The organism is Martinezella lusitana (assembly GCF_010668395.1).
Classification (GTDB): Bacteria; Pseudomonadota; Alphaproteobacteria; order Rhizobiales; family Rhizobiaceae; genus Rhizobium; species Rhizobium lusitanum_A.
On sequence record NZ_WUEY01000007.1, the window covers coordinates 89751 to 113664 of the forward strand.

Sequence of the window (23914 nt, forward strand, 5' to 3'; positions counted from 1 at the left end):
CCAACCAATTCAAATGATTCCGAGTTCTCTTCCGGCTTCCGCGAAGGCTGCGATTGCCTTTTCGACATCCGCCTTCGAATGGGCGGCCGACATCTGCGTGCGGATGCGCGCCTGGCCCTTGGGAACGACGGGGAAGGAAAAGCCGATGACGTAGACGCCCTTCTTCAGCATCAGCGCCGCCATGTCCTGCGCCAGCTTTGCATCGCCGAGCATGACGGGAATGATCGGGTGATCGGCGCCGGCCAGCGTGAAGCCGAGCTTCGTCATCTCGCTGCGGAAAAGCTCGGCATTGCTCTTGAGCCGTGCACGTAATTCGTCGCCGTTGTCGATCAGATCGAACACCTTCAGCGACGCGGCGGCAATGATGGGCGCCAATGTATTGGAGAAGAGGTAGGGGCGCGAACGCTGCCGCAGCCACTCGACGATCTCGCCTTTTGCTGACGTATAGCCGCCCGAAGCACCGCCGAGCGCCTTGCCGAGCGTACCGGTGATGATGTCGATCCGGCCTTCGACGCCGCAATGCTCCGGCGAGCCCCGGCCATGCTCGCCGACGAAACCGACCGCATGGCTGTCGTCGACCATAACCATGGCACCGTATTTTTCCGCCAGATCGCAGACGCCGCCCAGATTGGCGATGATGCCGTCCATGGAAAACACGCCATCGGTCGCGATCAGCTTGAAGCGGCTGCCCTCGGCCTTCTTCAGCTCCTCTTCAAGCGCCGCCATGTCATTGTTGGCATAGCGGAAGCGCTTCGCCTTGGAGAGCCGCACCCCGTCGATGATAGAGGCGTGATTGAGCGCATCCGAGATGATGGCGTCTTCTTCCGACAGCAGCGTCTCGAACAGGCCGCCATTCGCGTCGAAGCAGGAGGAATAAAGAATCGTATCCTCCATGCCGAGAAAGGCCGAGATCCGCGCTTCGAGCTGCTTGTGCTCTTCCTGCGTGCCGCAGATGAAGCGAACCGACGCCATGCCGTAGCCATAGCGATCGAGGGCTTTCTTTCCTGCCTCCGCAAGCTCCTCATTGTCTGCAAGGCCAAGATAGTTGTTGGCGCAGAAATTGAGGACGCGCGCACCGCCGGCAACGGCGATTTCGCCGGCCTGCTTCGAGGTGATGACGCGCTCGGATTTGTAAAGGCCGGCTTCTTTCAGGCCGGCAAGCTCTGTGCGCAGGTGCGATAGGAATTCAGAGGTCATTGTCGCATTCCATTACTGGTCATGGCGGAAACAGGCCGAGTGATAACATAGCATTAGCACAGCTGCCGCATTCACCAGCGGCAAAAATACATGAGGCTATGACGCTGCCGCGATATGGCACGTTGCGGTTCGTTTATCATCGTCGAGACGCGCCAAACAGACCATTCGCGCGCATCCAGGGCTGCAGCTATTGCAAAAATTACTTGACTGAGTCCATTATTGTCGCGAGCGTGCCGGTGCGGCAGCGGGCTTGTTGAGGGTATCATGAGCATATTCGAGAGATTTTCATTGAAGGGGCGAATCGCCCTCGTGACCGGCGGCGGACGCGGCCTCGGATTTGAAATGGCCCGGGCGCTTGCCGATGCCGGCGCTCACGTCATCGTCAATGGACGGACCCCGGCAACGCTGGAGATGGCCGTCGAGGCCATTCGTGACAGTGGCGGTTCGGCCGAAGCCGCAGCCTTCGATATTGCCGACCGCGACGCGCAACGCGCGGCGATGGGGCAGATCGAGAACCATCACGGACGGCTCGACATATTGATCAACAATGTCGGCGCCCGTGACAGACGCGCCCTGGTCGATTTCGACGACGAGGCGATCCTGGCCCTGCTTAATACGGATCTGGCCGCCTCCATCATGCTGTCCCGCGATGCCGCCCGACTGATGAAGCGACACAATCACGGACGGCTGATCTCGGTCACGTCGATCAGCGGTCACGTCGTCATGCCCGGCGACTGTGTCTATCCCGCAGCCAAGCAGGGCCTGACGGGCCTGATGCGAGGCATGGCGGTGGAATTCGGTCCGCATGGCATCACCAGCAATGCCATTGCTCCGGGCTGGTTCGCGACGGAAACGAACGCCGCGATGGCGGCAAATGAAGAGCTGCTTCCCTTCGTGCGCCAGCGCATCCCGGTTCAGCGCTGGGGACGGCCAGACGAAATCGCCGGCGCCGCATTGTTTCTGGCCAGCGACGCGGCGTCCTTCGTCAACGGCCATGTCCTGACCGTCGATGGGGGCATGACCGTGCGCATGTAACCGGCGGACCGTCACGCCTTCTCGCTCGGTCGCCGACTATCAACGACCGCCGAAATCCGAAATGACGGCCAGGAAAGCGTCCCCGTAGCGCTCGAGCTTCGACTGGCCGACGCCCGAAATCCCGAGAAGCGCCTTGTGATCCTTCGGCTGCTCCGTCGCAAAGGCGATCAGCGTCGTATCGGGGAAAACGACATAGGGCGGCACGCCCAGCTCCTTGGCTATTCTGGTCCGCTCGGCGCGCAGCGCATCGAACAAGGCCTGCGCCTCGCCTGCAAGACCGTGCGCGGGCTTCTCGGATCGCCCGATCTTCTTACCGCGACGCCCAGCTTCCGGGCGATCCTTGCGGAAAAAGACCTGGCGATCGCGCTTGAAGACCGATCGCGCCTCCTCCTCGAGCTTCATGGCGCCGAAGGCCGTATGATCGACGCTCAGAAAGCCGCTCGCCAGCAATTGCCGGAAGATCGACTGCCATGTGCGGGCTGGAATATCCTTTCCGGCGCCAAAGACCGGCATGTCGACATGGCCGAAGCGCTCGGTCTTTTCGTTGACCGTACCCATCAGCACATCGATGACATGGCCGGTGCCAAAACGTTCGCCGGTGCGATAGACGGCCGCGAGCGCCTTGATCGCCGCTTCCGTTCCATCCCAGGTCTCCACAGGCTTGAGGCAGGTATCGCAGTTGCCGCAGCCGCCGCCATGGGCCTCGCCGAAATGCGCGAGGATGGACTGCCGCCGGCATCCGGCCGTTTCACAGATCGCAAGCAAGGCATTGAGCTTTGCCCGCTCGACCCGCTTGATCTCTTCGGATGCACCGCCTTCATCGATCATCCGCCGCCGCTGGATGACGTCGGCCATGCCGTAGGCCATCCAGACATTCGAGGGCAGGCCATCGCGCCCGGCACGCCCCGTCTCCTGATAATAAGCCTCCACGGAACCCGGCAGATCGAGATGGGCGACATAGCGCACATTCGGCTTGTCGATGCCCATGCCGAACGCGACGGTCGCAACAAGGCACAGGTCTTCTTCCTTGAGGAACGCATCCTGATTGGCGTCGCGAAGCGCTCGATCCATGCCGGCATGATAGGGAAGCGCACGAATGCCCTGCCCGTTCAGCCACTCCGCCGTATCTTCGACTTTGGCGCGCGAAAGGCAGTAGACGATGCCGCTATCGCCACGATGGCCATCGAGAAAGCGCAGCAATTGCTGTCGCGGCTGGTCGCGCTCGACAATCTCGTAGGCGATGTTGGGGCGATCGAAACTGGTGGTGAAAACCGCGGCATCGTCGAGAGCCAGCCGCTCGATGATGTCCTCGCGGGTATGGGGATCGGCCGTCGCCGTCAGCGCGATACGCGGCACGCCGGGGAAAAGTTCGGCGAGCTTGCCCAGATCGCGATATTCCGGCCTGAAGTCGTGGCCCCATTGAGAGACGCAATGGGCTTCGTCGATCGCAAAAAGCGAGATCTTGGCCCTGCCGAGCATCTGGCAGAACCCCTCCGTCGCAATGCGTTCCGGCGTCACATAGAGCAGATCGAGCGTGCCTGCGGAAATGGCGCGATACACATCGCTGGCTTCCTCGCGCGACAGCGACGAATTCAGCGCGGCCGCTCGAATGCCGAGCTGCTTCATCGCCTCCACCTGATCCCGCATCAGGGCGATCAGCGGAGAAACGACGATGCCGATGCCATCGCGGCAAAGTGCGGGGATCTGGAAACACAGCGATTTTCCGGCGCCCGTCGGAAACAGCACGACGGCATCGCCGCCGGCAACGACGTGATCTACGACCTGCTGCTGCTTGCCGCGAAAGGCTGAATAGCCATAGACGCGCTTCAGGACGTCGAGCGGCGCCGGCGCACCGATACGCTTCCCGAACGCAGGCTTGCCAAACAATGCGTCGTCCGCGGAAAATTGCGGCTCTTGTCTTTCAGGCTGAGGCATCTATTCCCTATTTTCCAGCGGCACCCTTGACGCGGCCGGACAGTACGCCGAAGCCATCGATGATCGCCTCCTGATTTTCCAGCCGCAGCGCCTCGAGCTGCACTTCCTGCAACGCCCGAATCAACGGCTCTATCGCCTCACCGTCGCCCTCTTCGGTCGCTTCGGCAATAGCGCCTTCCAGCTCGATCTTGTGCCAGCGCAGCGCTTTCGAGCGTTTATGCAGGGCGAGTGCCTGGCGATAGCCCTCGCGCGCATCCTCCATGGCGGCCGCATCCGTCGCCGTCCACAGGCGAGCGTTGCGAACCTGCTGCTCGAGATTCTTCAGTAAGGCGCCGAAACCCTGCTCTTCCAATTGCTCGATCAAACGCTCACGGACGAGCTGAGGTCCCACCATGGTTGCGGCAACCCCGAGAACCGCGGACCAGAGGCGCTGCAGTTCACGGCTGTCATAATCGATGGCGGCAATCTCGTCATATTCGTCCTGCAGCAACGGCGGATGGTTGACGATGGTCAAGGCCAGAACGCTTTCGCGCAGGCTCGGAACATCCTGATGACCCTTGATCATGGCTGAACGTGCCAAACGATCGGATGCCGTTGTCGCCACCGCTGCGCCCGCGCGCGCCTGCCCGCCGCGCCCGCCGAAATTGCGGCCGTTGCCATCGCGAGAAAAGCCACGCGCCTGCTGGCCGCCGCCCCGCTGGAACTGCGGCTGAAAGAGCCCGTTCAATCGCTCACGCATATTCTGCTGGTAGTGACGGCGGACATCCTCGTCCGTTATCACGGACACGATACGCCTGAGCCGTGCCTCCAGCTCCGCCCGCGCCTCGGGCGTCTCGAAGGAGCCGCCACCGGCCTCCCTGGCCCATATCAGATCGGCCAGGGGCTTTGCCTGCGCCAGCACCTTGTCGAAAGGTGCCCGCCCGTCCTGTCGCACGAGGTCGTCCGGGTCCTTGCCGTCGGGCAGCAGCGCGAAGCGCACCGTTCGGCTCGGCTTGATATGCGGCAGCGCCAGATCGGCGGCGCGATTGGCGGCGCGGATGCCGGCGCCATCGCCATCGAAGCAGAGGACCGGCTCCGGCGTCATCTTCCAGAGGAGGTCCAGCTGGTTCTCCGTCAGCGCCGTGCCCAGCGGCGCTACCGCGTTTTCGACACCGGCCTGATGCAGTGCGATGACATCCATATAGCCTTCGACCGCGATGATGGTGCCGGCGCCATCGGCTCCTTGGGCGGCACGGCGGGCGCGCGTGAAATTGTAGAGCACGTTGCCCTTGTGAAAGAGCTCGGTCTCGTTGGAGTTCAGGTATTTCGCCGGCGCATCCGGCGACATGGCGCGTCCGCCGAAAGCGATCACCTTTTCCCTGGAGGAGAGAATCGGAAACATGATGCGGTCGCGAAAGCGATCGTAGGAGACCGGCACGTTCTCGTGCACGACGAGCCCGCAAGCTTCCATCTGCTCCTTCAATATGCCTTTGCTTGCGAGATGCTCCTTCAACGCGTTGCGGCTATCCGGCGAATATCCGAGGCGAAAGGTCTCGATGGTGCGGCCGCTCAGGCCACGGTCGCGCAGATAGGCCCGCGCCCGCGCGCCATTGGCAGTCTGCAGCTGATCTTGGAAGAACTGAGTCGCCATCTCCATGACATCGAGCAGCGACGTACGCTCCTTCTCGCGCTTGGCCTCCATCGGGTCGGCGACCGGCATGGGAACGCCGGCCATGTCGGCGATCTGCTGCACCGCCTCGGGAAAGCTCAGGCCCTCCAGCTCGGTGAGGAAGCGGAAATGGTCGCCGGTCACGCCACAGCCGAAGCAATGATAGCGTCCCTTGCGGTCCTCGCAGTGAAAGCTCGGCGATTTCTCGCCGTGGAAGGGGCAGCAGGCCCAGTAATCGCCGCGCGGGACATTGGTCTTGCGCCGATCCCAGGTAACACGACGGCCGATCACGTCCGAAATCAAAACGCGGTCGCGAATCTCGTCGAGAAACGTATTGGAAAATCGCATGGCTACCTCTGGCTCATTCCATATAAACAGGAATGGGAGGCTTTACCACGACACGCTGGCAACCTCCCCCGGTATTCACAGCCCTCTGCAAATGACCGCACCGGCGTCCTTTCGATCACAACTCCGTGAACTTCCGGCTGAATTCGATCCTGTCTGGACCCTACCCGAACGTCGCTTTCAGCCCATCGAAGGCGGATCGAGTGCTCCTCCCGCTTGAAGCAGGCGAACGCTTCAAGACTATTGGTGTAACCGCTTCGTCTAAGAAAATCCGCGAAAAAGCAATGACTTGCACAGCCTGAAGTCGATACCGCCGAACGAAATCCGCATCGCCGGCAATCAGGAGCTGCAAAGCAGCCGCTTCCGGACGACACTATCTGGCGGCACATTTGAGACGCCCTCCGTAAGCCAAACATTATTTTTTTGTAATTTGATTGTTGATGTGCGCCGCAATAGCGTTCTTCTCACAGGACGAGACAAGCCGGCGAAGAAATTCCTTCGCGACGCGACATGCCGAGACGCCCTGACGAACGGGAAGCCACCAGGTACAGGGCTTTCAGTTTAGGAGATGAAATGCGTGTTCTTATCGTACCGCTAGCCGCCGCGGCCATGTTTGCGACAGCAACCTATAGCTCGGCTACGACGAATGGCAGCGGTGCTGACAAGAACGTGCTTTATGCTGGCGCAGGATATCAGCTGCCGGCGGATATGAAAGTCCCTGCTCTTACGGCAGGCGTAAAAGTTCAAATGTCCGGACTGCCGTCGCAGGCGTTGGCCTTGCCTCGGCAAGTCAGGATTTTCAGATAGATTACCGAGATACTCAGGTGGGGCACCATCCCTACCCCCGGCGCCGCCCCACCTGAGTGCCTTTGCAATAGACGTTTGATTTTTGGGCCCCACCCTGCGTCATCAAACGCCTGCAAAGCGCAAGAAGGCAGGAGCTCCCCCAGCTCCTGCCTTCTCTAATTTTAAGCCCCTCTCCGATTTCACGACATGGAAGCAATGGATGATGCTGCGAAACATCCTCGCTCCATCGCCGCGAGTATCTTGACGCAACGGCGCCGATGGATATCTTTTATTATCTACGCATATGCGATCTCAGTAATTATCTCTTCAGACAATTTGGAAGTTTGCTCGGTTCATCGGAGACGGCTGCATGTCTTTATCCGCGAAGGAACTTGCTCAAGACCCTGAATTTTTCACAGAAATCCTAAACTACACTCGAGAGATCATATCCACTTACGATGAAAACCAGAGCGTATGCTCTGTTTTTGCTTCGCAGCAACGCTGGCTGATGGCGCTCGCCGGTTTTGCTTTATATTGCGGCGGCATCGACGGAGAGCCGCCCGGCATGCACGCCAATCGCTTCGCCAACTACGTCGTCGACCACGACATAGCCAGCCATAACACCGCCCTCAGCTTCCTTCAGGACATGCTGACGCTCGGCTTGTTGCGCTACCTGCCGGTTGCGGCAGATCGGCGGGCCCGGCCGATGGAGCCGACCGAAGAAGCCGCAAGGCAGCTTGCGAAATGGCTCAGCATTCATCTTTCCGCGCTGGATCACTTGGATGGCGGCAAACGCAACGCCCTGTTTGCCAAGCAACCGGAGCTCATCGGCGTGCTGCAGCCGGCGATTTCAGTCGGCATCATCCAGAGCGACGACCTGCGTCATCCAGGAGAGACATTCGATCTCTTCACCTGGGCAAACTCCGGCGGCGTCATCATGGACTATCTGATCTCCCGCGTCGGCATGATCAATCCGGCAACGCAACAGGCGATCGTGGGGCGCGTAGCCTTCACCGACATCTGCCGCCGCTTTCTGATTTCCAGAACGCATGCGAAGCGGCTCATGAACCGGGCGGTGAAAATGGAGAGCGTCGGGTGGACCGGATCTTCCGGGCGAAGCCAGCTGTGGCTGTCCAACAACTTCATCCAGGAATACCGCAACTATCAGGCGGAAAAGTTCGCGATCATCGACGCCGCCTGGGAAAACACCCTCGGCTTGCGGCACACCCGCACGCCGAGGGCAAGGCAAGCCTTTACTTCAACAATTCCTTCAAGATAGCCGAGGCCTTGGCGAAATCCAACTGCCCTGCATAGCGCTCGCGCAGGGCGGCCACGCACTTGCCCATGTCCTTCAGGCCCTGCGCGCCGAGTTCGGCGACGACCGCGACACAGATCTCGCGCACCTTCTCCTCGGAAAGCTGCTCAGGCATGAAACCCTGGATGACGGCGATTTCCTCGCGCTCCTTGTCGGCCAGCTCGGGACGTCCGCCATCGATATAGATCTTTACCGATTCCTCGCGCTGCTTGATCATCTTGGCGAGCAGCTGGAGGATTTCGTCCTCGCTCGCCTGCTCCTTGCCCAAGCCGCGGTTGGCGATGTCCTTGTCCTTGATGGCTGCAAGGATCAGACGAACGGTGGAAAGCCTCGCCGTAGCCTTGGCCTTCATGGCGTCCTTCTGGGCGTTGGAAAGGGTTTCGCGGATCATGTCTGTAAACTCCTTGAAGCAGGCCGGCGGCGATCGCCCGGTCACTTATGTCATGTCGCTGTCTCTTAGACCAACTGTGTCGATCAATGCAATTGCGCCCGAGAGCCCGAATTCCTTGACGGGAAAGCAAAGCGCGCATTGACCGACTGGCCGTGTTTAGCTATGTCCATCACCTGCACATAAGATCGATAGGAAGATCTCAAGCCGCGACAAGCGTCGCTGGCTGTACCTTGCTACAAACATGGCGGAAGCCGACGGTCTCTTCAAGGCCGCGCTCCACGCCGGAAACGGGATGACTATGACCGCCACAGCCCCATGGACCACTGAAAAGCCGACCGCCCTCCTCGTTCTTGCCGATGGCACCGTGATCGAGGGCAAGGGCATCGGCGCGACCGGCAAGGTCCAGGCCGAAGTCTGCTTCAACACGGCGCTGACCGGTTACGAGGAGATCCTGACGGATCCCTCCTATCTTGGCCAGATCGTCACCTTCACGTTCCCCCATATCGGCAATGTCGGCACGAACGACGAAGATATCGAAGACCTGACGCCCGCTGCCCGGCACGGCGCGGTCGGCGTCATCTTCAAGGCTGACATCACCGATCCGTCGAACTACCGCGCCGCCAAGCATCTCGACCAGTGGCTGAAGGCGCGCGGCATCATCGGCCTTTGCGGCATCGACACCCGCGCCCTGACCGCCTGGATCCGCGAGAACGGCATGCCGAACGGCGTCATCGCGCACGATCCGAACGGCGTCTTCGACATCGAACAGCTGAAGGCCGACGCCAAGGCCTGGAGCGGCCTCGAAGGTCTCGATCTTGCCAAGGTCGCGTCCTCCGGCCAGTCGTCGCAATGGTCGCAGACGCCCTGGATCTGGAACGAAGGCTACGGCGAACTGAATGCTGCCGACGCCAAGTATCACATCGTCTGCCTCGACTACGGCGTCAAGCGCAACATTCTGCGCCTGTTTGCCGGCCTCGATTGCAAGGTCACGGTGTTGCCGGCGACCGCTTCGACCGATGAAGTCCTCGGCCTCAACCCGGACGGCATCTTCCTCTCCAACGGCCCCGGCGATCCGGCCGCGACCGGCGAATATGCCGTTCCCGTCATCAAGGATCTGCTGAAGACCGAGATCCCGTTGTTCGGCATCTGCCTCGGCCACCAGATGCTCGGCCTTGCGCTGGGTGCCACGACCGCGAAGATGCACCAGGGCCATCACGGCGCCAACCATCCGGTCAAGGACCACACGACGGGCAAGGTCGAGATCGTTTCGATGAACCACGGCTTCGCGGTCGACTCGAACTCGCTGCCGGAAGGCGTTGAGGAGACTCACATTTCGCTTTTCGACGGCAGCAATTGCGGCCTGCGCGTCTCCGGCAAGCCGGTCTTCTCGGTGCAGCATCACCCGGAAGCCTCTCCCGGCCCGCAGGACAGCCACTATCTTTTCCGCCGCTTCGTCAATCTGGTGCGCGAAAAGAAGGGCGAATCGGCACTGGCCGAGCGCGCCTGAGCCGCCAGCGACCGAACGACATGAGAAAGGCCCCGGATTGGCAAGCAATCCGGGGCCTTTCTCTTTGCGCGGCTGCTTGGGAGGCATATCCGTCACATCGTTTCGCGCGTGCTGAAGCTCAAGCCTGCAAGCGGCGGCGCTTGACCTCCTCAAGCTCGCTCATGAGGATTTCCTCCAGGAACTCGAAGTCGGATTGCCCGAATTCAACCAGGCCGAATATCAGCTTGTAGCCCCAGTTCTTGTCCTGGGTGAAATCAAGCCAGCCCAGCAGCGGGCGGAGCGGCTGTTCCGGCGCATCCAGCCAGTCCACATCCTTGCGATAGGCCTTTCCGCAACCCATTTCGGCAAGATAAGGCTCGCCCTCACGAACGTAGCCGATGGCGGTGAAGCTCTGAAAAGCATCCCTATCGCCCATTTTGACAGATGGAGAATAGTAGACGATGCCGTCGCCCGGCTTGATGCGCTTCAAGGGAGCGCGCTTGCCGTGGTTTACCTGCATGAAGCCATGTTCGCGCCCTATGCGCACATGTTCGGCACTGGCCACCGCCAGCCAGTAGGATTTTTCAACCGGCTTGGATTGCCTGCGAGACACGTTGGCGTGCGGCAGCAGGCGCACCGTCGCACCCTGATCGATCTGTACTTCCCGCGGGAAAAGCGCGGCATCGTTGCGATTGCTTGCCTTGAATATCATGGTCGTCTCCCGTCCTTGGTATGAAACCAATATAGACGACCATGCTGTCAATTTTTGTCAGCAGTCTCGCGCCATGGCAACGGCTGCCGCCGTCAGGCGGAAGTCGTTTCGGAACGCACCAGAATGTAGAACCGCGCGCAAAGCATCGCCGCCGCGGAGCCCAGTCCGAGCAGGAAGCCGAACCATATGCCGATACCGCCGAAACCGAGCGGAAACGCCAGCAGCCAGGCCAGGAAGAAGCCGATCGGCCAATAGGCGACGAGCGCCATTATCATCGGCACCCGCGCGTCCTTCAGTCCGCGCAGCAGGCCGCTGGCGATGGACTGTAGCCCATCGACGAGCTGGAACAGGCCGGCCACGACGATCAGCGGCGCGGCATAGGCAAGCACCTTCGACGCATCGGCGGAGGTGACATCGAGGAACCAGCTTCCCAACCACGATGGCATTGTCGCGAACAGGATGCTGCCAAAGAGCGAAATGCAGCTCGAAATGATGATCACCACGATCGACGCCCGCTTCAGGCCGAGGTGATCGCCCTGCCCGTGCGCAACACCGACGCGCACCGTCGCCGCCTGGCTGAGGCCGAGCGGGATCATGAAGGCGATCGATGCCCACTGCAGGGCAATGCCATGGGCTGCGAGCTCGATCGTGCCGATCTGCCCCATCAGCAGCGATGCCGCGGTGAACAGGCTGACTTCGGCAAGAACCGTGACGCTGATCGGGAAACCCAGCCGGACGACATCCCACAGAGCATGCCAGTCCGGCCGCCAGAACCGGACGAAAATCTCGTAGCGACGAGTTTCCTGATGGGCCTGAACATAACCGACGATGAACAGGAAACCGGCCGTCTGTACCGCGACGGAAACAATAGCGGCGCCATGCAGGCCCATGGCAGGCAAGCCGAAATGGCCGAGCACGAGGATGTAGGCGAGCACGGCATTCATCACCAGCATGGCAATGGTGACCTTGAGGATGATGCCGGCGCGGCCAATGGCGCTGACAAGCGCGCGGATGACATTGTAGAGCAGCCCCGGCAGCACGGCGAAATGGCCGATGTCGATATAGCCGCTGGCAAGCTTCGCCACATCGGGCTTTTGCCCGGCCGCCAGCAGGATCTGCTCGGAATAGAAGAAGGCAGGCTGCGCCACCAGCCAATAGGCGGTGACAACCCAGAGACCCATGCGCAAGGCGCGACGCACGGAGATCACATCCCCCTTGCCGTAGGCCTGCGCCACCAGCGGCACGACGGCGATGGAAAAGCCCGAGCCGAAAATCAGGATCGTAAACAGGAACTGAGCTGCGAGCACCATCGCAGCCAGCTGCTCGGCACCGAGCCGGCCGACGATCATTACGTCCGTGGTGTTGATCCCGAGCTGCGCCAATTGCGCGCCGATCAGCGGGATGCCCAGCGCAAGCGTTGCGCGGACATGAGCAGACCACGAATTGTCATTGTCGTGCGCGAACGGGCGCGCAGTTACCGGCATATCCATAACGAAGACTCGATCTTTAGAAACGCGCGAGCCGCCCTACCCAAGGGTGCGCGAGCCTGCCGCATTAACGCAACTTAGCTCAAAAAGCCAGCAGACAAGCCCACGGTGCTAAAGAATTCATCAGAACATCAAAATATCTGATGAATTTTTAGGCCGCCTCGCCTGCCTGCGACTGGGCAACCACTTTCGGCTCGCTCTTGCGGACCTTTGTCAGGAGCACGACAAGCCCGGCAGCCACCAGAATCGCACCCATGATGAAGGGTGCCCCGGCAAAGACCACAGGCGCGGTCGGAGCCGTATAATACTGGAACAGATACGGAAAAAGCAGGGGGCCGATGATGGCGGTAATGCTCGTCAGGCTGCCGAGCGCGCCCTGCAACTCGCCCTGTGCGGAAGGTGGCACCTTGCTTGCGGCGATCGAACGCAGCGGCGCATCCGCGACGTTTTCGATGACCGTCAAGACGACAACCACATAGACCATCCATCCTTGCCATGCGAATGCGTAGCCCATGAGGCCGAGACAGGAGAACATCAGCCCGAGCAGCGCGGTCTTCCACTCGCCGAGCACAGGCACCAGCCGCGGCAGCACCAGGCCCATGACGATGGCGGCGCCAATCCCGTAGGCGCCGAGCGAGAAGCCGATCTGCCCCTCGCTCCAGTCATAGCGATAGGAGGTCACGAAGGACCAGACGGCCGGATAGACACCGTGCGCCAGCCAGTTCAGGAACATGACGACGCAGACCCAGCCGATGCCCTGATATCGCCGCATCTGCTTCAGCGCGCCGAACGGATTGGCGCGCGCGATTTCGAAGGGGCGGCGATGCTTCGCATCCAGCGTTTCCGGCAACAGGAAATAGGCGCCGACGAAATTCAGGAACGCCAGCGCCGCCGCGCCGTAAAACGGCACGCGCGGACCGAACTCGCCAAGAAAGCCGCCGATGACGGGGCCGAGCACGAAGCCGACACCGAAGGCCATGCCGATCAGGCCGAAATTCTTCGCACGGTTCTCGTCGTTGCTGATATCGGCGATATAGGCCGAACAGGTCGAGAAGCTCGCGCCGCTGATGCCGGCCAGGATACGCCCGACGAACAGCATCCAATAGGAACCGGCGATCGCACAGATGAAATTGTCGATCGCAAATGTCAGCACCGACGCCAGCAACAGCGGGCGGCGGCCGAAACGGTCGCTCAGATTGCCGATCAACGGCGAAAACAGGAACTGCATGGCGGCATAGGCGAGCAGCAGCCAGCCGCCTTCCGTTGCCGCCGAACTGACCGACGCGCCCGTCAACTCTTCCAGATATTTCGGCATGACCGGCATGATGATCGCGATGCCGATGACGTCGAGGAAGAGGATAAGGAAAACGAGGAACAAGCCTCGGCGGGCGAATTTCTGATCGATCATGGAGATGCCTTTTGGCGGCCCCGCCTCCATGAAAGAGACAGAACGTGAACGAAAAACCGGAGCGTTCCCCATACATAAAGATTTTGGCGGAAACAATCCGTGAACGCTTCAATCTTATTGATTTATTGCCCGGTTTTTTTGATCCTCGGCATGAAACGACGATCTCTCGCGATGCCGCCGTTGCTCGCCATTGAGGAAGTCGACGAAGGCGCGGAGCGGTGCCGGCATGTGCCGGCGGCTGGCATAATAGAGAAACGGACCGGAAAAGGCCGTGTCCCATTCTTCCAGGATCGGCACCAGTTCTCCGCTGGCAATCTGCGGCGCGAGAAACTCCCGAAAGGTTCTGATGATGCCGAGCCCAGCCACTGCCGCATTGCGCTCGATGTCGATCGAATTCGTCGCGACAACCATTGGCGGAGCGATGAAGATCGTCTCCCCTTTCCTTTCGAACTCCCAAGGCAGCACCGAGCCGCTCAGAAACCGGTGACGCACGCAGCGATGCTCCAGTATGTCGCGCGGATGCTGCGGCGTGCCGTTTGCAGCGAGATAGGCTGGGGCGGCGGCAGTCACATAATGCTGCTGCCGCGGGCCGATCGGCACCGCGATCATATCCTTTTCGAGCCTTTCGTCATAGCGGATCCCAGCGTCATAGCCGGCTGCGACCACATCGATGAAACTGTCCTCGGCGACGATTTCGACTGATATCGCGGGATATTCCCTCAGGAAGCGGCTGATGATGTCGGGCATGACGACCATGGCGGCAACGGTCGGCACGTTCAGCCGCAAAGTGCCGCCGACGCTGTCGCGAAAGCTGTTGATATCTTCGAGCGCGCCGGCGATCTCGCTCATGGCGGGGGTCAGGCGCTCCATCAAGCGCTCACCCGCCTCGGTCGGCGTCACGCTTCTGGTCGTGCGATTGAGTAGACGAACGGCCAGCCGCTCCTCCAACCGGCGAACCGCTTCGCTCAGGGACGAGGCGGAAACGCGGCGTTTGCGTGCCGCTTCGCGAAAGCTGCGTTCGCGCGCGACTGCGGTAAAGGCAACCAGATCGGCCAGTGGCAAATCATCCATTGTGCAAAATTCCAAACAAGCCGTTTCGATTTCCCTGGATTATCGCACACAGCACGATGGAGTAAAACCCTGTCGAGCGAGACCTCAAGAGGCGAACGCGCCTCCGACCAGGGAGAACGACGATGGAAAAGCACCAATTGGGAAAGACCGGGCCGCAGGTATCGGCACTGGGCCTCGGCTGCATGGGCATGTCGGGCATGTATGGCCCGTCGGATCGCGCCGAGAGCATCGCCACGATCCATGCCGCGCTCGATGCCGGCATCAATTTGCTGGATACGGGCGATTTCTACGGCATGGGCCACAATGAGATGCTGATCGGCGAAGCCATCAAGGGTCTGAAGCGGGATGACTTCCTCCTCAGCGTCAAGTTCGGCGCCCTGCGTGACCCTGCCGGAGCGTGGCTCGGCTACGATGCCCGGCCGGCAGCGATCAGAAATTTCGTCGCCTATTCGCTGCAGCGTCTCGGCGTCGATCACATCGATATCTACCGCCCTGCCCGCCTCGACCCCAATGTGCCGATCGAAGATCAGATCGGCGCGATATCGGATCTCATCAAGGCAGGCTATGTCAGGCATATCGGCCTTTCGGAGGTCGGGGCGGAGACCATCCGCCGCGCCGCCGCCGTTCATCCGATCGTCGACCTGCAGATCGAATATTCGCTGATTTCGCGCGGCATCGAGGACAAGATCCTTCCGACCTGCCGCGAGCTCGGCATCGGCATCACCGCCTACGGCGTTCTCTCGCGTGGCCTCATCAGCGGCCATTGGCAGAAAGACAATGCGCAGAAAGGCGATTTCCGCACTCTTAGCCCACGCTTCCAGGCTGGAAACGTCGAAAGAAACCTCGAGCTCGTGGAAGCCCTGCGCCAGATCGCCGAGGCGAAGGGCGCAAGCGTCGCCCAGATCGCCATCGCCTGGGTCGCAGCCCAGGGCAAGGAGATCGTCCCGGTGATCGGCGCCCGTCGTCGCGACCGCCTCACGGAAGCCCTGGGCGCACTCTCCGTCGAATTGTCGCAAGCGGATATGGCCGCGATCGAACGCGCGATCCCGAAGGATGCCGCCGCCGGCGGCCGCTATCCGGAAGCGCAGCTGACGCATCTCGACAGCGAGAAATAATGAACCAAGAAACTTGCCCGCTCACCGGCGCTCCGGCAGCGGGCAAGCCAAATCAGACGGGATTGTTCAGCGTATCGCAATCGCTGAGCTTGCCGGAATCGAAGCCCTGCTTGAACCACTTCACACGCTGCGCGGAAGTGCCGTGGTTGAAGCTGTCGGGAACGACATAGCCCTGCGTGCGCTTCTGTAGCGTATCGTCGCCGATCTGCTGCGCGGCATTCAGCGCCTCCTCCAGATCGCCGGACTGCAATATGCCCTTCTGCTGCGTGAACTTGCCCCAGATGCCCGCGAAGCAATCGGCCTGCAGCTCGATGCGCACCGACATCTTGTTGGCATCCACCTCGCTCATGTTGCGGCGGGCCTGATTGAACTTCGGCAGGATGCCGAGCAGGTCCTGAACATGGTGGCCGACCTCATGCGCGACGACATAGGCCTGCGCAAAATCGCCTGATGCGCCGAATTGGTCCTTCATCTGCTGGAAGAAGGCCATGTCGAGATAGATCTTCTGGTCGCTCGGGCAATAGAAGGGACCGGTGGCCGCGGAGGCTTGCCCGCAGGCCGAAGGGAAGCTGCCGGAGAACAGCACCAGCTTGGGATCCGTATAGGTTTTGCCCATCGACTTGAAGATGCCGGTCCAGGTGTCTTCCGTATCAGCAAGAACGGTGGCGACGAACTGCTTCATCTCGTCATTGGCCGGCTGGCCGCTGCCGTCGCCGCTGGAGGTGCTCTGCTGGTATCCGGAACCGCCGCCGCCCAGCATGCCGCTCTGCTGCAGCAGGCCGATGACGTCGACGCCCATGGCCCTCAGGATCAGGAAGATCACGATAAGCACGATAATGGTGCGGAAGCTCAAGCCACCGCCGCCAATTCCTCCGCCGGGGAACCGGAAGCCGCCGCCGCTCCCGCCGCCCATGGGCGATGAGCCACGTTCGTCCTCGATATTGTCGGATTGCCGACGCCCCTTCCAATCCATAGTGCACCTCCTGGCGATGCCCAAAACCAAAGTCCCTTGAAGCATTTATATATCCAGGAAGAGGGACAAAGCCAGTTCGCTATCGACAGAACATCAAGTTAAACGGCGGCGGCGCCATATTTCTTTGGACATCAGCCATAAGAGTGCGACGGCTATACATGCCGCGACCAGAAGCGGTGCAATGTCATCGCCATCGAACGCCACCTTGTTCATGATACGGCCTGGAAAGAACGTAAACGCGCCGGCGCCCACGATGCCGCCGAAATAGAGACTTCTCACGATGCGCTTATGCGCCTCGATATTGTGCTTGCGGGCGTTGACGATCGCTCCCCAGCAGCCGGAAAGAACGAATATCGAAAGCAGATGGATCGGGCTGAAGCCGAAGAACATGTTGATCTGATGAATGAAGAAGCTCGACAGCGCCGTGACGACCATCAGGGCCAGCCATATCTTGCCCAGCAGGCGGTGCCTCGGCGTCCCCTTCGGCCTCGCAAGAAGATAGGCTCCGAGCAAGGCGGCGGGAATGACCGCCGCGATATGGATCTGGATCGCGATGGGGGCATCAAGAAGCGGCTCGAAAGTCATGACCTGTATCCGGTTGAGTTTATCGAGCCTTTCCGCGATACTGTTGTTCTCTCAACTGAAATTGCGCGAAAGAACGGGAAATCTTCGTGGATCACACCTTTCTGCAATCCACGCTTCGTGAGTTGCAGGTCATCCAGCGTTCACCGCGCTTCTGGGCGACCTTCGTCACGATCGTCCTGATCTTCGCACTGACCGGACCTTATGGAACCTTTGCCCGGCTGACACCGGGAGCCCGCTTTGGATATTGGCTTGTTCTCCACGCCATGGCCTGGTCGATCGCGATCGTCTTCTCCGTCGTCGCCGAAATTCTGCTGCGCAGATTTGTGGCGAGCATGTTCGTCCGGATGATGATCGGATCCATCGTTGCCGCGTTGCCGATAGGCTTTGGCATCACGCTCGTCGACCTGGCCTTCTTCGGAACCGTGTCCACGGTGGCCGATAGCCTGCGCCAATCGCTCGGCGCGACGCCGCTCTGCGCCCTCTTCTGTGTTCTATCCTATCTGACCATGCATCGGCAGATCGCAATGGCAGCGGCATCGGACATGAAGGAACCGAAAATCACGTCCCCCGCCACAGCCGAGATCCGAAATCCGACCCCGCAGCCGCCGATCCTATCGCGCCTGAAACCGGAAAACAGGGGAGCCCTGATAAGGCTCACCGTGCGCGATCACTATACCGAAGTCGTGACGAGCCGTGGCCGTGAACTCATCCTGCTGCGTTTCGGCGACGCGCTGATGGAAATCGGCGATACCGAAGGCATGCGCCTGCATCGATCCCATTGGATCGCGAAAGACCACATCGCCGGTCTGAAACGCGACAATGGCAAGCTTTTCGTCATCGCGCGCGACGGCGTGGAGATGCCTGTCAGCCGCTCCTACGCCGAAGCCGTCCGACGCCGTTTCGGCTAATGGCGACAAAGGCTGCCGAATTCCTGTCGATTCCCCCATTTATGGGGTTCCGTTTGCAAATACATTTGCCTATAAGCCGCTTCTAGCCTGAAAATATTGCCCATAGCGCCCCGGCCGGTGATCTCCCACCCTGGCCGGTTTTTGGCGCAACGAAAAAATGGATGAGAGCCCATGCCGAAGCGCCAAGATATCAAGTCGATCCTCATTATCGGTGCAGGACCGATTGTTATCGGGCAAGCATGCGAATTCGACTATTCCGGCACGCAGGCCTGCAAGGCGCTGAAGGAGGAAGGCTACCGCGTCATCCTCGTCAACTCCAATCCGGCAACGATCATGACCGACCCGGGCCTGGCGGATGCGACTTATGTCGAGCCGATCACGCCCGAGGTCGTCGCCAAGATCATCGCCAAGGAGCGCCCGGACGCGCTGTTGCCGACCATGGGCGGCCAGACCGCACTCAACACCGCGCTTTCGCTGAAGCGCATGGGTGTGCTCGACCGTTATAATGTCGAAATGATCGGCGCGAAGCCCGCCGCCATCGACATGGCCGAAGACCGGGCCCTCTTCCGCGAAGCCATGGCCCGCATCGGCCTCGAGACGCCGCGCTCCATGCTGGCGAACGCCACCGACATCAAGGATGCCGACCGCAAGACGCATGAGGCCGAACGCAGCAAGCTGAAGGCCCAGCTTTCGGGCGCCGAACTCGACAAGGCCCTCGACGCGCTGGAAAACCAGTGGAACCTCGGCGAGAGCGACCGCAAGCAGCGTTATATGAGCCATGCCATGGCGATTGCCGCCCAGGCGATCGATCATGTCGGCCTGCCTGCCATCATTCGCCCGTCCTTTACCCTCGGCGGCACCGGCGGCGGCATCGCCTACAACCGCTCGGAATTCTTCGAAATCGTCGGCGGCGGCCTCGATGCCTCGCCGACGACCGAAGTGCTGGTCGAAGAATCGGTGCTCGGCTGGAAGGAATTCGAGATGGAAGTCGTCCGCGACACGGCGGACAACTGCATCATCATCTGCTCGATCGAAAACATCGACCCGATGGGCGTCCATACCGGCGACTCGATCACCGTTGCCCCGGCGCTGACGCTGACGGACAAAGAATACCAGATCATGCGCAACGCCTCGATCGCCGTCCTGCGCGAGATCGGCGTCGAAACCGGCGGCTCGAACGTGCAGTTCGCGGTCAATCCGAAGGATGGCCGCCTCGTCGTCATCGAAATGAACCCGCGCGTCTCGCGCTCCTCGGCTCTGGCGTCGAAGGCCACCGGCTTCCCGATCGCCAAGATCGCGGCCAAGCTCGCTGTCGGCTATACGCTGGATGAACTGGAAAACGACATCACCGGCGGCGCGACGCCTGCATCCTTCGAACCTTCGATCGACTATGTCGTCACCAAGATCCCGCGCTTCGCCTTCGAGAAGTTCCCCGGCGCCTCGCCGGTTCTGACCACGGCCATGAAGTCGGTCGGTGAAGTCATGGCGATCGGCCGCACCTTTGCCGAATCGCTGCAGAAGGCGCTGCGCGGTCTTGAAACCGGCCTGACGGGCCTCGACGAGATCGAAATCCCCGGCACCGAAGAGGGCGAAGGAGACCGCAACGCCATCCGCGCCGCCATCGGCACCCCGACGCCGGACCGCCTGCGCATGGTCGCCCAGGCGCTGCGCCTCGGCCTGACGCCGGAAGAGGTACACGAAGGCTGCAAGATCGACCCCTGGTTCATCGCCCAGTTCAAGAACATCGTCGATATGGAAGCCCGCATCCGCGAGCATGGCTTGCCGCAGGATGAGGCCAACCTGCGCATGCTGAAGTCCATGGGCTTCTCCGACGCGCGTCTGGCGACCTTGACCGGCAAGCGTCCGAAGGAAGTGGCGGAGCTGCGCAACAGCCTCAACGTTCGCCCCGTCTTCAAGCGCATCGACACCTGCGCGGCCGAGTTCGCCTCGCCGACGGCCTATATGTATTCGACCTACGAGACCCCTTTCGTCGGCGCCGCCCGCTCCGAAGCACAGGTTTCCGACCGCAAGAAGGTCGTCATCCTCGGCGGCGGCCCGAACCGCATCGGCCAGGGCATCGAGTTCGACTATTGCTGCTGCCACGCCGCCTTCGCGCTGAAGGATGCCGGCTATGAAGCGATCATGATCAACTGCAACCCGGAAACGGTTTCGACCGATTACGATACGTCGGATCGTCTCTATTTCGAACCGCTGACGGCCGAAGACGTCATTGAAATCCTCAAGGCCGAGCAGGCAAACGGCGAAGTCGTCGGCGTCATCGTCCAGTTCGGCGGCCAGACACCGCTGAAGCTTGCCGAAGCGCTCGAAAAGAACGGCATTCCGATCCTTGGCACAGCGCCGGACGCGATCGATCTCGCCGAAGACCGCGACCGCTTCCAGAAGCTGCTGATGAAGCTCGATCTGAACCAGCCGAACAACGGCATCGCTTATTCGGTCGAGCAGGCTCGCCTCGTCGCCTCCGAAATCGGCTTCCCGCTGGTCGTGCGCCCGTCCTACGTTCTCGGCGGCCGCGCCATGCAGATCCTGCATTCGGAAGGCCAGCTCCAGACCTACCTGCTCGACACCGTTCCCGAACTGGTGCCGGAAGACATCAAGCAGCGCTATCCGAACGACAAGACCGGCCAGATCAACACGCTGCTCGGCAAGAACCCGCTCCTGTTCGACAGCTATCTTGCGAACGCCATCGAAGTCGACGTCGATTGCCTGTCCGACGGCACCGACGTCTATGTCGCCGGCATCATGGAGCATATCGAAGAGGCCGGCATCCATTCCGGCGACTCGGCCTGCTCGCTGCCGCCGCGCACGCTCTCACCTGCCATGATCGACGAGCTGGAGCGCCAGGCGAAGGCCATGGCCAAGGCGTTGAACGTCGGCGGCCTGATGAACGTCCAGTTCGCCATCAAGGACGGCACCGTCTACGTGCTCGAAGTCAACCCGCGCGCCTCGCGCACGGTGCCCTTCGTCGCCAAGACCATCGGCGCGCCGATCGCCAAGATCGCCGCCCGCGTCATGGCCGGCGAGAAGCTGGATGCGACCTTTGCCGCCTATGGCGAAAAGCCCGATCCGCGCAAACTGAAGCATATTGCGGTCAAGGAAGCCGTCTTCCCCTTCGCCCGCTTCCCCGGCGTCGATACCCTGCTCGGACCGGAAATGCGCTCGACGGGCGAAGTCATCGGCCTGGACACGGATTTTGCGCTGGCTTTCGCCAAGTCGCAGCTCGGCGCCGGCGTCGAATTGCCGCGTGACGGGACCGTCTTCGTCTCCGTTCGCGACGACGACAAGCCGCGCGTCCTGCCTGCTATCCGCATGCTGGTGGAATTGGGCTTCAAGGTGCTCGCCACCGGCGGAACCCAGCGCTTCCTTGCCGAAAACGGCATCGAGGCCACCAAGATCAACAAGGTGCTGGAAGGCCGCCCGCATATCGAGGACGCCATCCGCAACCGCCAGGTCCAGCTCGTCATCAATACGACCGACAGCAACAAGGCGATCTCGGATTCCAAGTCGCTTCGCCGCGCGACGCTGATGCAGAAGGTGCCCTACTATACCACCATGGCCGGTGCCGAAGCCGCAGCCATGGCGATCAAGGCACTGAAGGCCGGAAACCTCGAGGTCCAGCCGCTGCAGAGCTATTTCTGACAGGTGGAATTCGCCGGGACGGATGTGAGAAACGATAGCCAGCTCACATTCATCCCGGCTTCGGCCGGCCGATGTGACGTTGATAAAAGACGCCTCTTCGCCGGTCGCGGCTAATGGGCTTCGGTATGGATGAGGCAGGAACGGCATTCCTTAAAGCATCGAATTTTCTGGAAATCGGCTGTCGCAATCTGCTATAGATGCAAAAGTTATGGCTCTACTGGTTCCGAAGTACCGCTTCGGAACCTGTTTTCTTTTGTGTGTGCGGAAGAGCAGCGCAGGGAGTGAAGGACAAGGCAAATGGTTGAAAAGGTACCGATGACACAGAACGGGTTCGTCAAGCTGCAGGAAGAACTGCGCTGGCGTCAGCAGGAAGAGCGCCCGCGAATCATCGAGGCAATTGCGGAAGCACGCGCCCATGGCGATCTGTCCGAAAATGCCGAGTACCACGCTGCCAAGGAAGCACAGAGCCACAACGAAGGCCGTATCAGCGAACTCGAAGATCTGACCGCGCGTGCGGAAGTCATCGACCTCACCAAGATGTCCGGCTCGAAGATCAAGTTCGGCGCGAAGGTGAAGCTCGTCGATGAAGACACCGAGGAAGAGAAGGTCTATCAGATCGTCGGCGATCAGGAAGCCGACGTGAAGGCAGGCCGCATCTCCATCTCCTCGCCGATCGCGCGTGCGCTGATCGGCAAGGAAGTCGGCGATTCCATCGAGGTCAATGCACCCGGCGGCGCCAAGGGCTACGAAATCCTCTCCATTACCTGGGGCTGATCGCCCGTGCGCGATCGCGATTCAGCGCATGCAAGCGATCTCGCTGAGATCGAAATCATAGCAACGAATTTCAAACGCCGGCTTTCCGGCGTTACCTCCACGATCGTGCAATTGATCCCCAAACAGGTCGAGCTGGGCTATCATGTCGCCACGCTCGGCCCCGGCCTGCCCGAGGAGTTGCCAAGGCTCGGCTGGCTCAGACTGCCAGGCCTCTGGATGCGGCCGCGCCGCTATCGCGTACGCATCTGGCATGCCCGCCGCAACAACGAAATGCTTGTGGGCCTGTTGCTGCGCTCCATTCTGCGCATGCCTCTCAAGCTGGTTTTCACCTCGGCAGCCCAGCGCCGCCACACCGGCTATACGCGCTGGCTCATCCGCCGCATGGATGCGGTGATCGCGACCAGCACCCGTTCGGGCAGTTTTCTCCAGGTGCCGCACACCGTCATTCAGCACGGCGTCGATCTCAACCGCTTTCATCCACCCGAAAAGCCCGACGACCGCATGGCCGCGACCGGACTGCCCGGCACCTATATGATCGGCTGCTTCGGCCGCGTCCGACACCAGAAGGGCACTGACCTTTTCGTCAAGGCAATGATCGAGCTTCTGCCACGCTATCCGGACTGGACGGCTGTGGTCTGCGGCCGCGTCACGGCCGAACATCGCGGCTTCGGTGACGAGCTGGAGAAGATGGTGGCAGCCGCGGGCCTTGCCGACCGCATCCGCTTCATGGGCGAAGTCGACGATATCAAGCCCTGGTATCGCCGCGCCACCCTCTACGTTGCCCCTTCCCGCAACGAAGGCTTCGGCCTGACGCCGCTTGAAGCCATGGCCTCCCGCACGGCGGTCGTCGCCTCGGATGCCGGCGCTTATGCCGAGATGATCGTTCCGGGCGAGACCGGCGCCGTCGTGCCCGCGGGTGATGGCGAGGCTCTGACCAAGGCAATCGCCTTCTATCTGGCCAATCCGGAGGAGGCGCTTCGCCATGGCGAGAATGGCGTGCGCCATGTGCGCAGCGAATTCGCGCTGGAAAAGGAAGCGACCGCTATCGGCGACGTTTACAAGCGCCTGCTCGTCGCCAACAAATAG

At 61.0% G+C, this 23914-nt stretch carries 19 protein-coding genes; 9 read left to right on the forward strand and 10 right to left on the reverse strand.

All coding sequences use genetic code 11. From position 1 onward, the window contains the following. Positions 1–9: 9 nt before the first annotated feature. Entirely contained in the window at positions 10–1197 is a 1188-nt protein-coding gene (locus GR212_RS17470) for a glycine C-acetyltransferase (RefSeq protein ID WP_163987845.1), read from the reverse strand. 264 nt (positions 1198–1461) lie between these two features. On the opposite strand from GR212_RS17470, the gene GR212_RS17475 reads away from it, so the two are divergent. Continuing rightward, a complete protein-coding gene (locus GR212_RS17475; RefSeq protein ID WP_163987846.1) occupies positions 1462–2232 on the forward strand; it encodes an SDR family oxidoreductase in 771 nt (256 codons plus the stop codon). Between the two features lie 39 nt (positions 2233–2271). Here the strand turns inward: GR212_RS17475 and recQ are convergent, their stop codons facing one another. Beyond that, positions 2272–4167, reverse strand: a complete 1896-nt coding sequence (gene recQ, locus GR212_RS17480) for a DNA helicase RecQ (protein WP_163987847.1) — start codon at positions 4165–4167, stop codon at positions 2272–2274. A gap of 7 nt (positions 4168–4174) precedes the next feature. Next, on the reverse strand, positions 4175–6163 hold the full coding sequence (gene dnaG / locus GR212_RS17485) for a DNA primase (protein ID WP_163987848.1): 1989 nt from the start codon (positions 6161–6163) through the stop codon (positions 4175–4177). 570 nt (positions 6164–6733) lie between these two features. Between dnaG and GR212_RS17490 the strand changes: the two genes are divergently transcribed. Next, entirely contained in the window at positions 6734–6967 is a 234-nt protein-coding gene (locus tag GR212_RS17490) for a hypothetical protein (protein ID WP_163987849.1), read from the forward strand. A gap of 544 nt (positions 6968–7511) precedes the next feature. Beyond that, on the forward strand, positions 7512–8225 hold the full coding sequence (locus tag GR212_RS17495) for a hypothetical protein (protein ID WP_246725797.1): 714 nt from the start codon (positions 7512–7514) through the stop codon (positions 8223–8225). Here the strand turns inward: GR212_RS17495 and GR212_RS17500 are convergent. Continuing rightward, positions 8200–8652, reverse strand: a complete 453-nt coding sequence (locus GR212_RS17500; RefSeq protein ID WP_163987851.1) for a GatB/YqeY domain-containing protein — start codon at positions 8650–8652, stop codon at positions 8200–8202. The two genes, GR212_RS17495 and GR212_RS17500, sit on opposite strands and share 26 nt — an antisense overlap. Before the next feature lie 298 nt (positions 8653–8950). Between GR212_RS17500 and carA the strand changes: the two genes are divergently transcribed. After that, entirely contained in the window at positions 8951–10159 is a 1209-nt protein-coding gene (gene carA / locus GR212_RS17505; protein ID WP_163987852.1) for a glutamine-hydrolyzing carbamoyl-phosphate synthase small subunit, read from the forward strand. 118 nt (positions 10160–10277) lie between these two features. Here the strand turns inward: carA and GR212_RS17510 are convergent, their stop codons facing one another. The 4 genes from GR212_RS17510 to GR212_RS17525 all read right to left on the reverse strand — a co-directional run bounded on the left by GR212_RS17510 (position 10278) and on the right by GR212_RS17525 (position 14816). Next, the gene (locus GR212_RS17510; RefSeq protein ID WP_163987853.1) at positions 10278–10850 is read right to left on the reverse strand and encodes an EVE domain-containing protein; all 573 of its coding nucleotides are present in this window, start codon (positions 10848–10850) and stop codon (positions 10278–10280) included. 92 nt (positions 10851–10942) lie between these two features. Next, positions 10943–12340, reverse strand: coding sequence for an MATE family efflux transporter (locus GR212_RS17515; RefSeq protein ID WP_163987854.1), 1398 nt, complete (start codon positions 12338–12340; stop codon positions 10943–10945). A gap of 148 nt (positions 12341–12488) precedes the next feature. Then, the gene (locus GR212_RS17520) at positions 12489–13745 is read right to left on the reverse strand and encodes a TCR/Tet family MFS transporter (protein WP_163987855.1); all 1257 of its coding nucleotides are present in this window, start codon (positions 13743–13745) and stop codon (positions 12489–12491) included. A 114-nt stretch (positions 13746–13859) separates the two neighbouring features. Beyond that, on the reverse strand, positions 13860–14816 hold the full coding sequence (locus tag GR212_RS17525; protein WP_163987856.1) for a LysR family transcriptional regulator: 957 nt from the start codon (positions 14814–14816) through the stop codon (positions 13860–13862). A gap of 122 nt (positions 14817–14938) precedes the next feature. On the opposite strand from GR212_RS17525, the gene GR212_RS17530 reads away from it, so the two are divergent. Further along, positions 14939–15931: an aldo/keto reductase gene (locus GR212_RS17530; RefSeq protein WP_163987857.1), complete on the forward strand. Its 993-nt coding sequence runs from the start codon at positions 14939–14941 to the stop codon at positions 15929–15931. 52 nt (positions 15932–15983) lie between these two features. On the opposite strand, the gene ypfJ is transcribed toward GR212_RS17530, so the two are convergent. After that, the gene (ypfJ, locus tag GR212_RS17535) at positions 15984–16904 is read right to left on the reverse strand and encodes a KPN_02809 family neutral zinc metallopeptidase (protein WP_163987858.1); all 921 of its coding nucleotides are present in this window, start codon (positions 16902–16904) and stop codon (positions 15984–15986) included. Between the two features lie 93 nt (positions 16905–16997). Then, entirely contained in the window at positions 16998–17489 is a 492-nt protein-coding gene (locus tag GR212_RS17540) for a DUF2306 domain-containing protein (protein ID WP_163987859.1), read from the reverse strand. A gap of 86 nt (positions 17490–17575) precedes the next feature. Between GR212_RS17540 and GR212_RS17545 the strand changes: the two genes are divergently transcribed. The 4 genes from GR212_RS17545 (at position 17576) to GR212_RS17560 (ending at position 23914) form a co-directional block, all read left to right on the forward strand. Continuing rightward, on the forward strand, positions 17576–18397 hold the full coding sequence (locus GR212_RS17545) for a LytTR family transcriptional regulator DNA-binding domain-containing protein (RefSeq protein WP_163987860.1): 822 nt from the start codon (positions 17576–17578) through the stop codon (positions 18395–18397). A gap of 171 nt (positions 18398–18568) precedes the next feature. After that, positions 18569–22054 (forward strand): carbamoyl-phosphate synthase large subunit, encoded by a 3486-nt coding sequence (carB, locus tag GR212_RS17550; RefSeq protein ID WP_163987861.1) that lies wholly within the window; start codon positions 18569–18571, stop codon positions 22052–22054. 297 nt (positions 22055–22351) lie between these two features. Next, positions 22352–22828 (forward strand): transcription elongation factor GreA, encoded by a 477-nt coding sequence (gene greA / locus GR212_RS17555; protein ID WP_163987862.1) that lies wholly within the window; start codon positions 22352–22354, stop codon positions 22826–22828. Between the two features lie 6 nt (positions 22829–22834). Then, on the forward strand, positions 22835–23914 hold the full coding sequence (locus GR212_RS17560) for a glycosyltransferase (RefSeq protein ID WP_163987863.1): 1080 nt from the start codon (positions 22835–22837) through the stop codon (positions 23912–23914).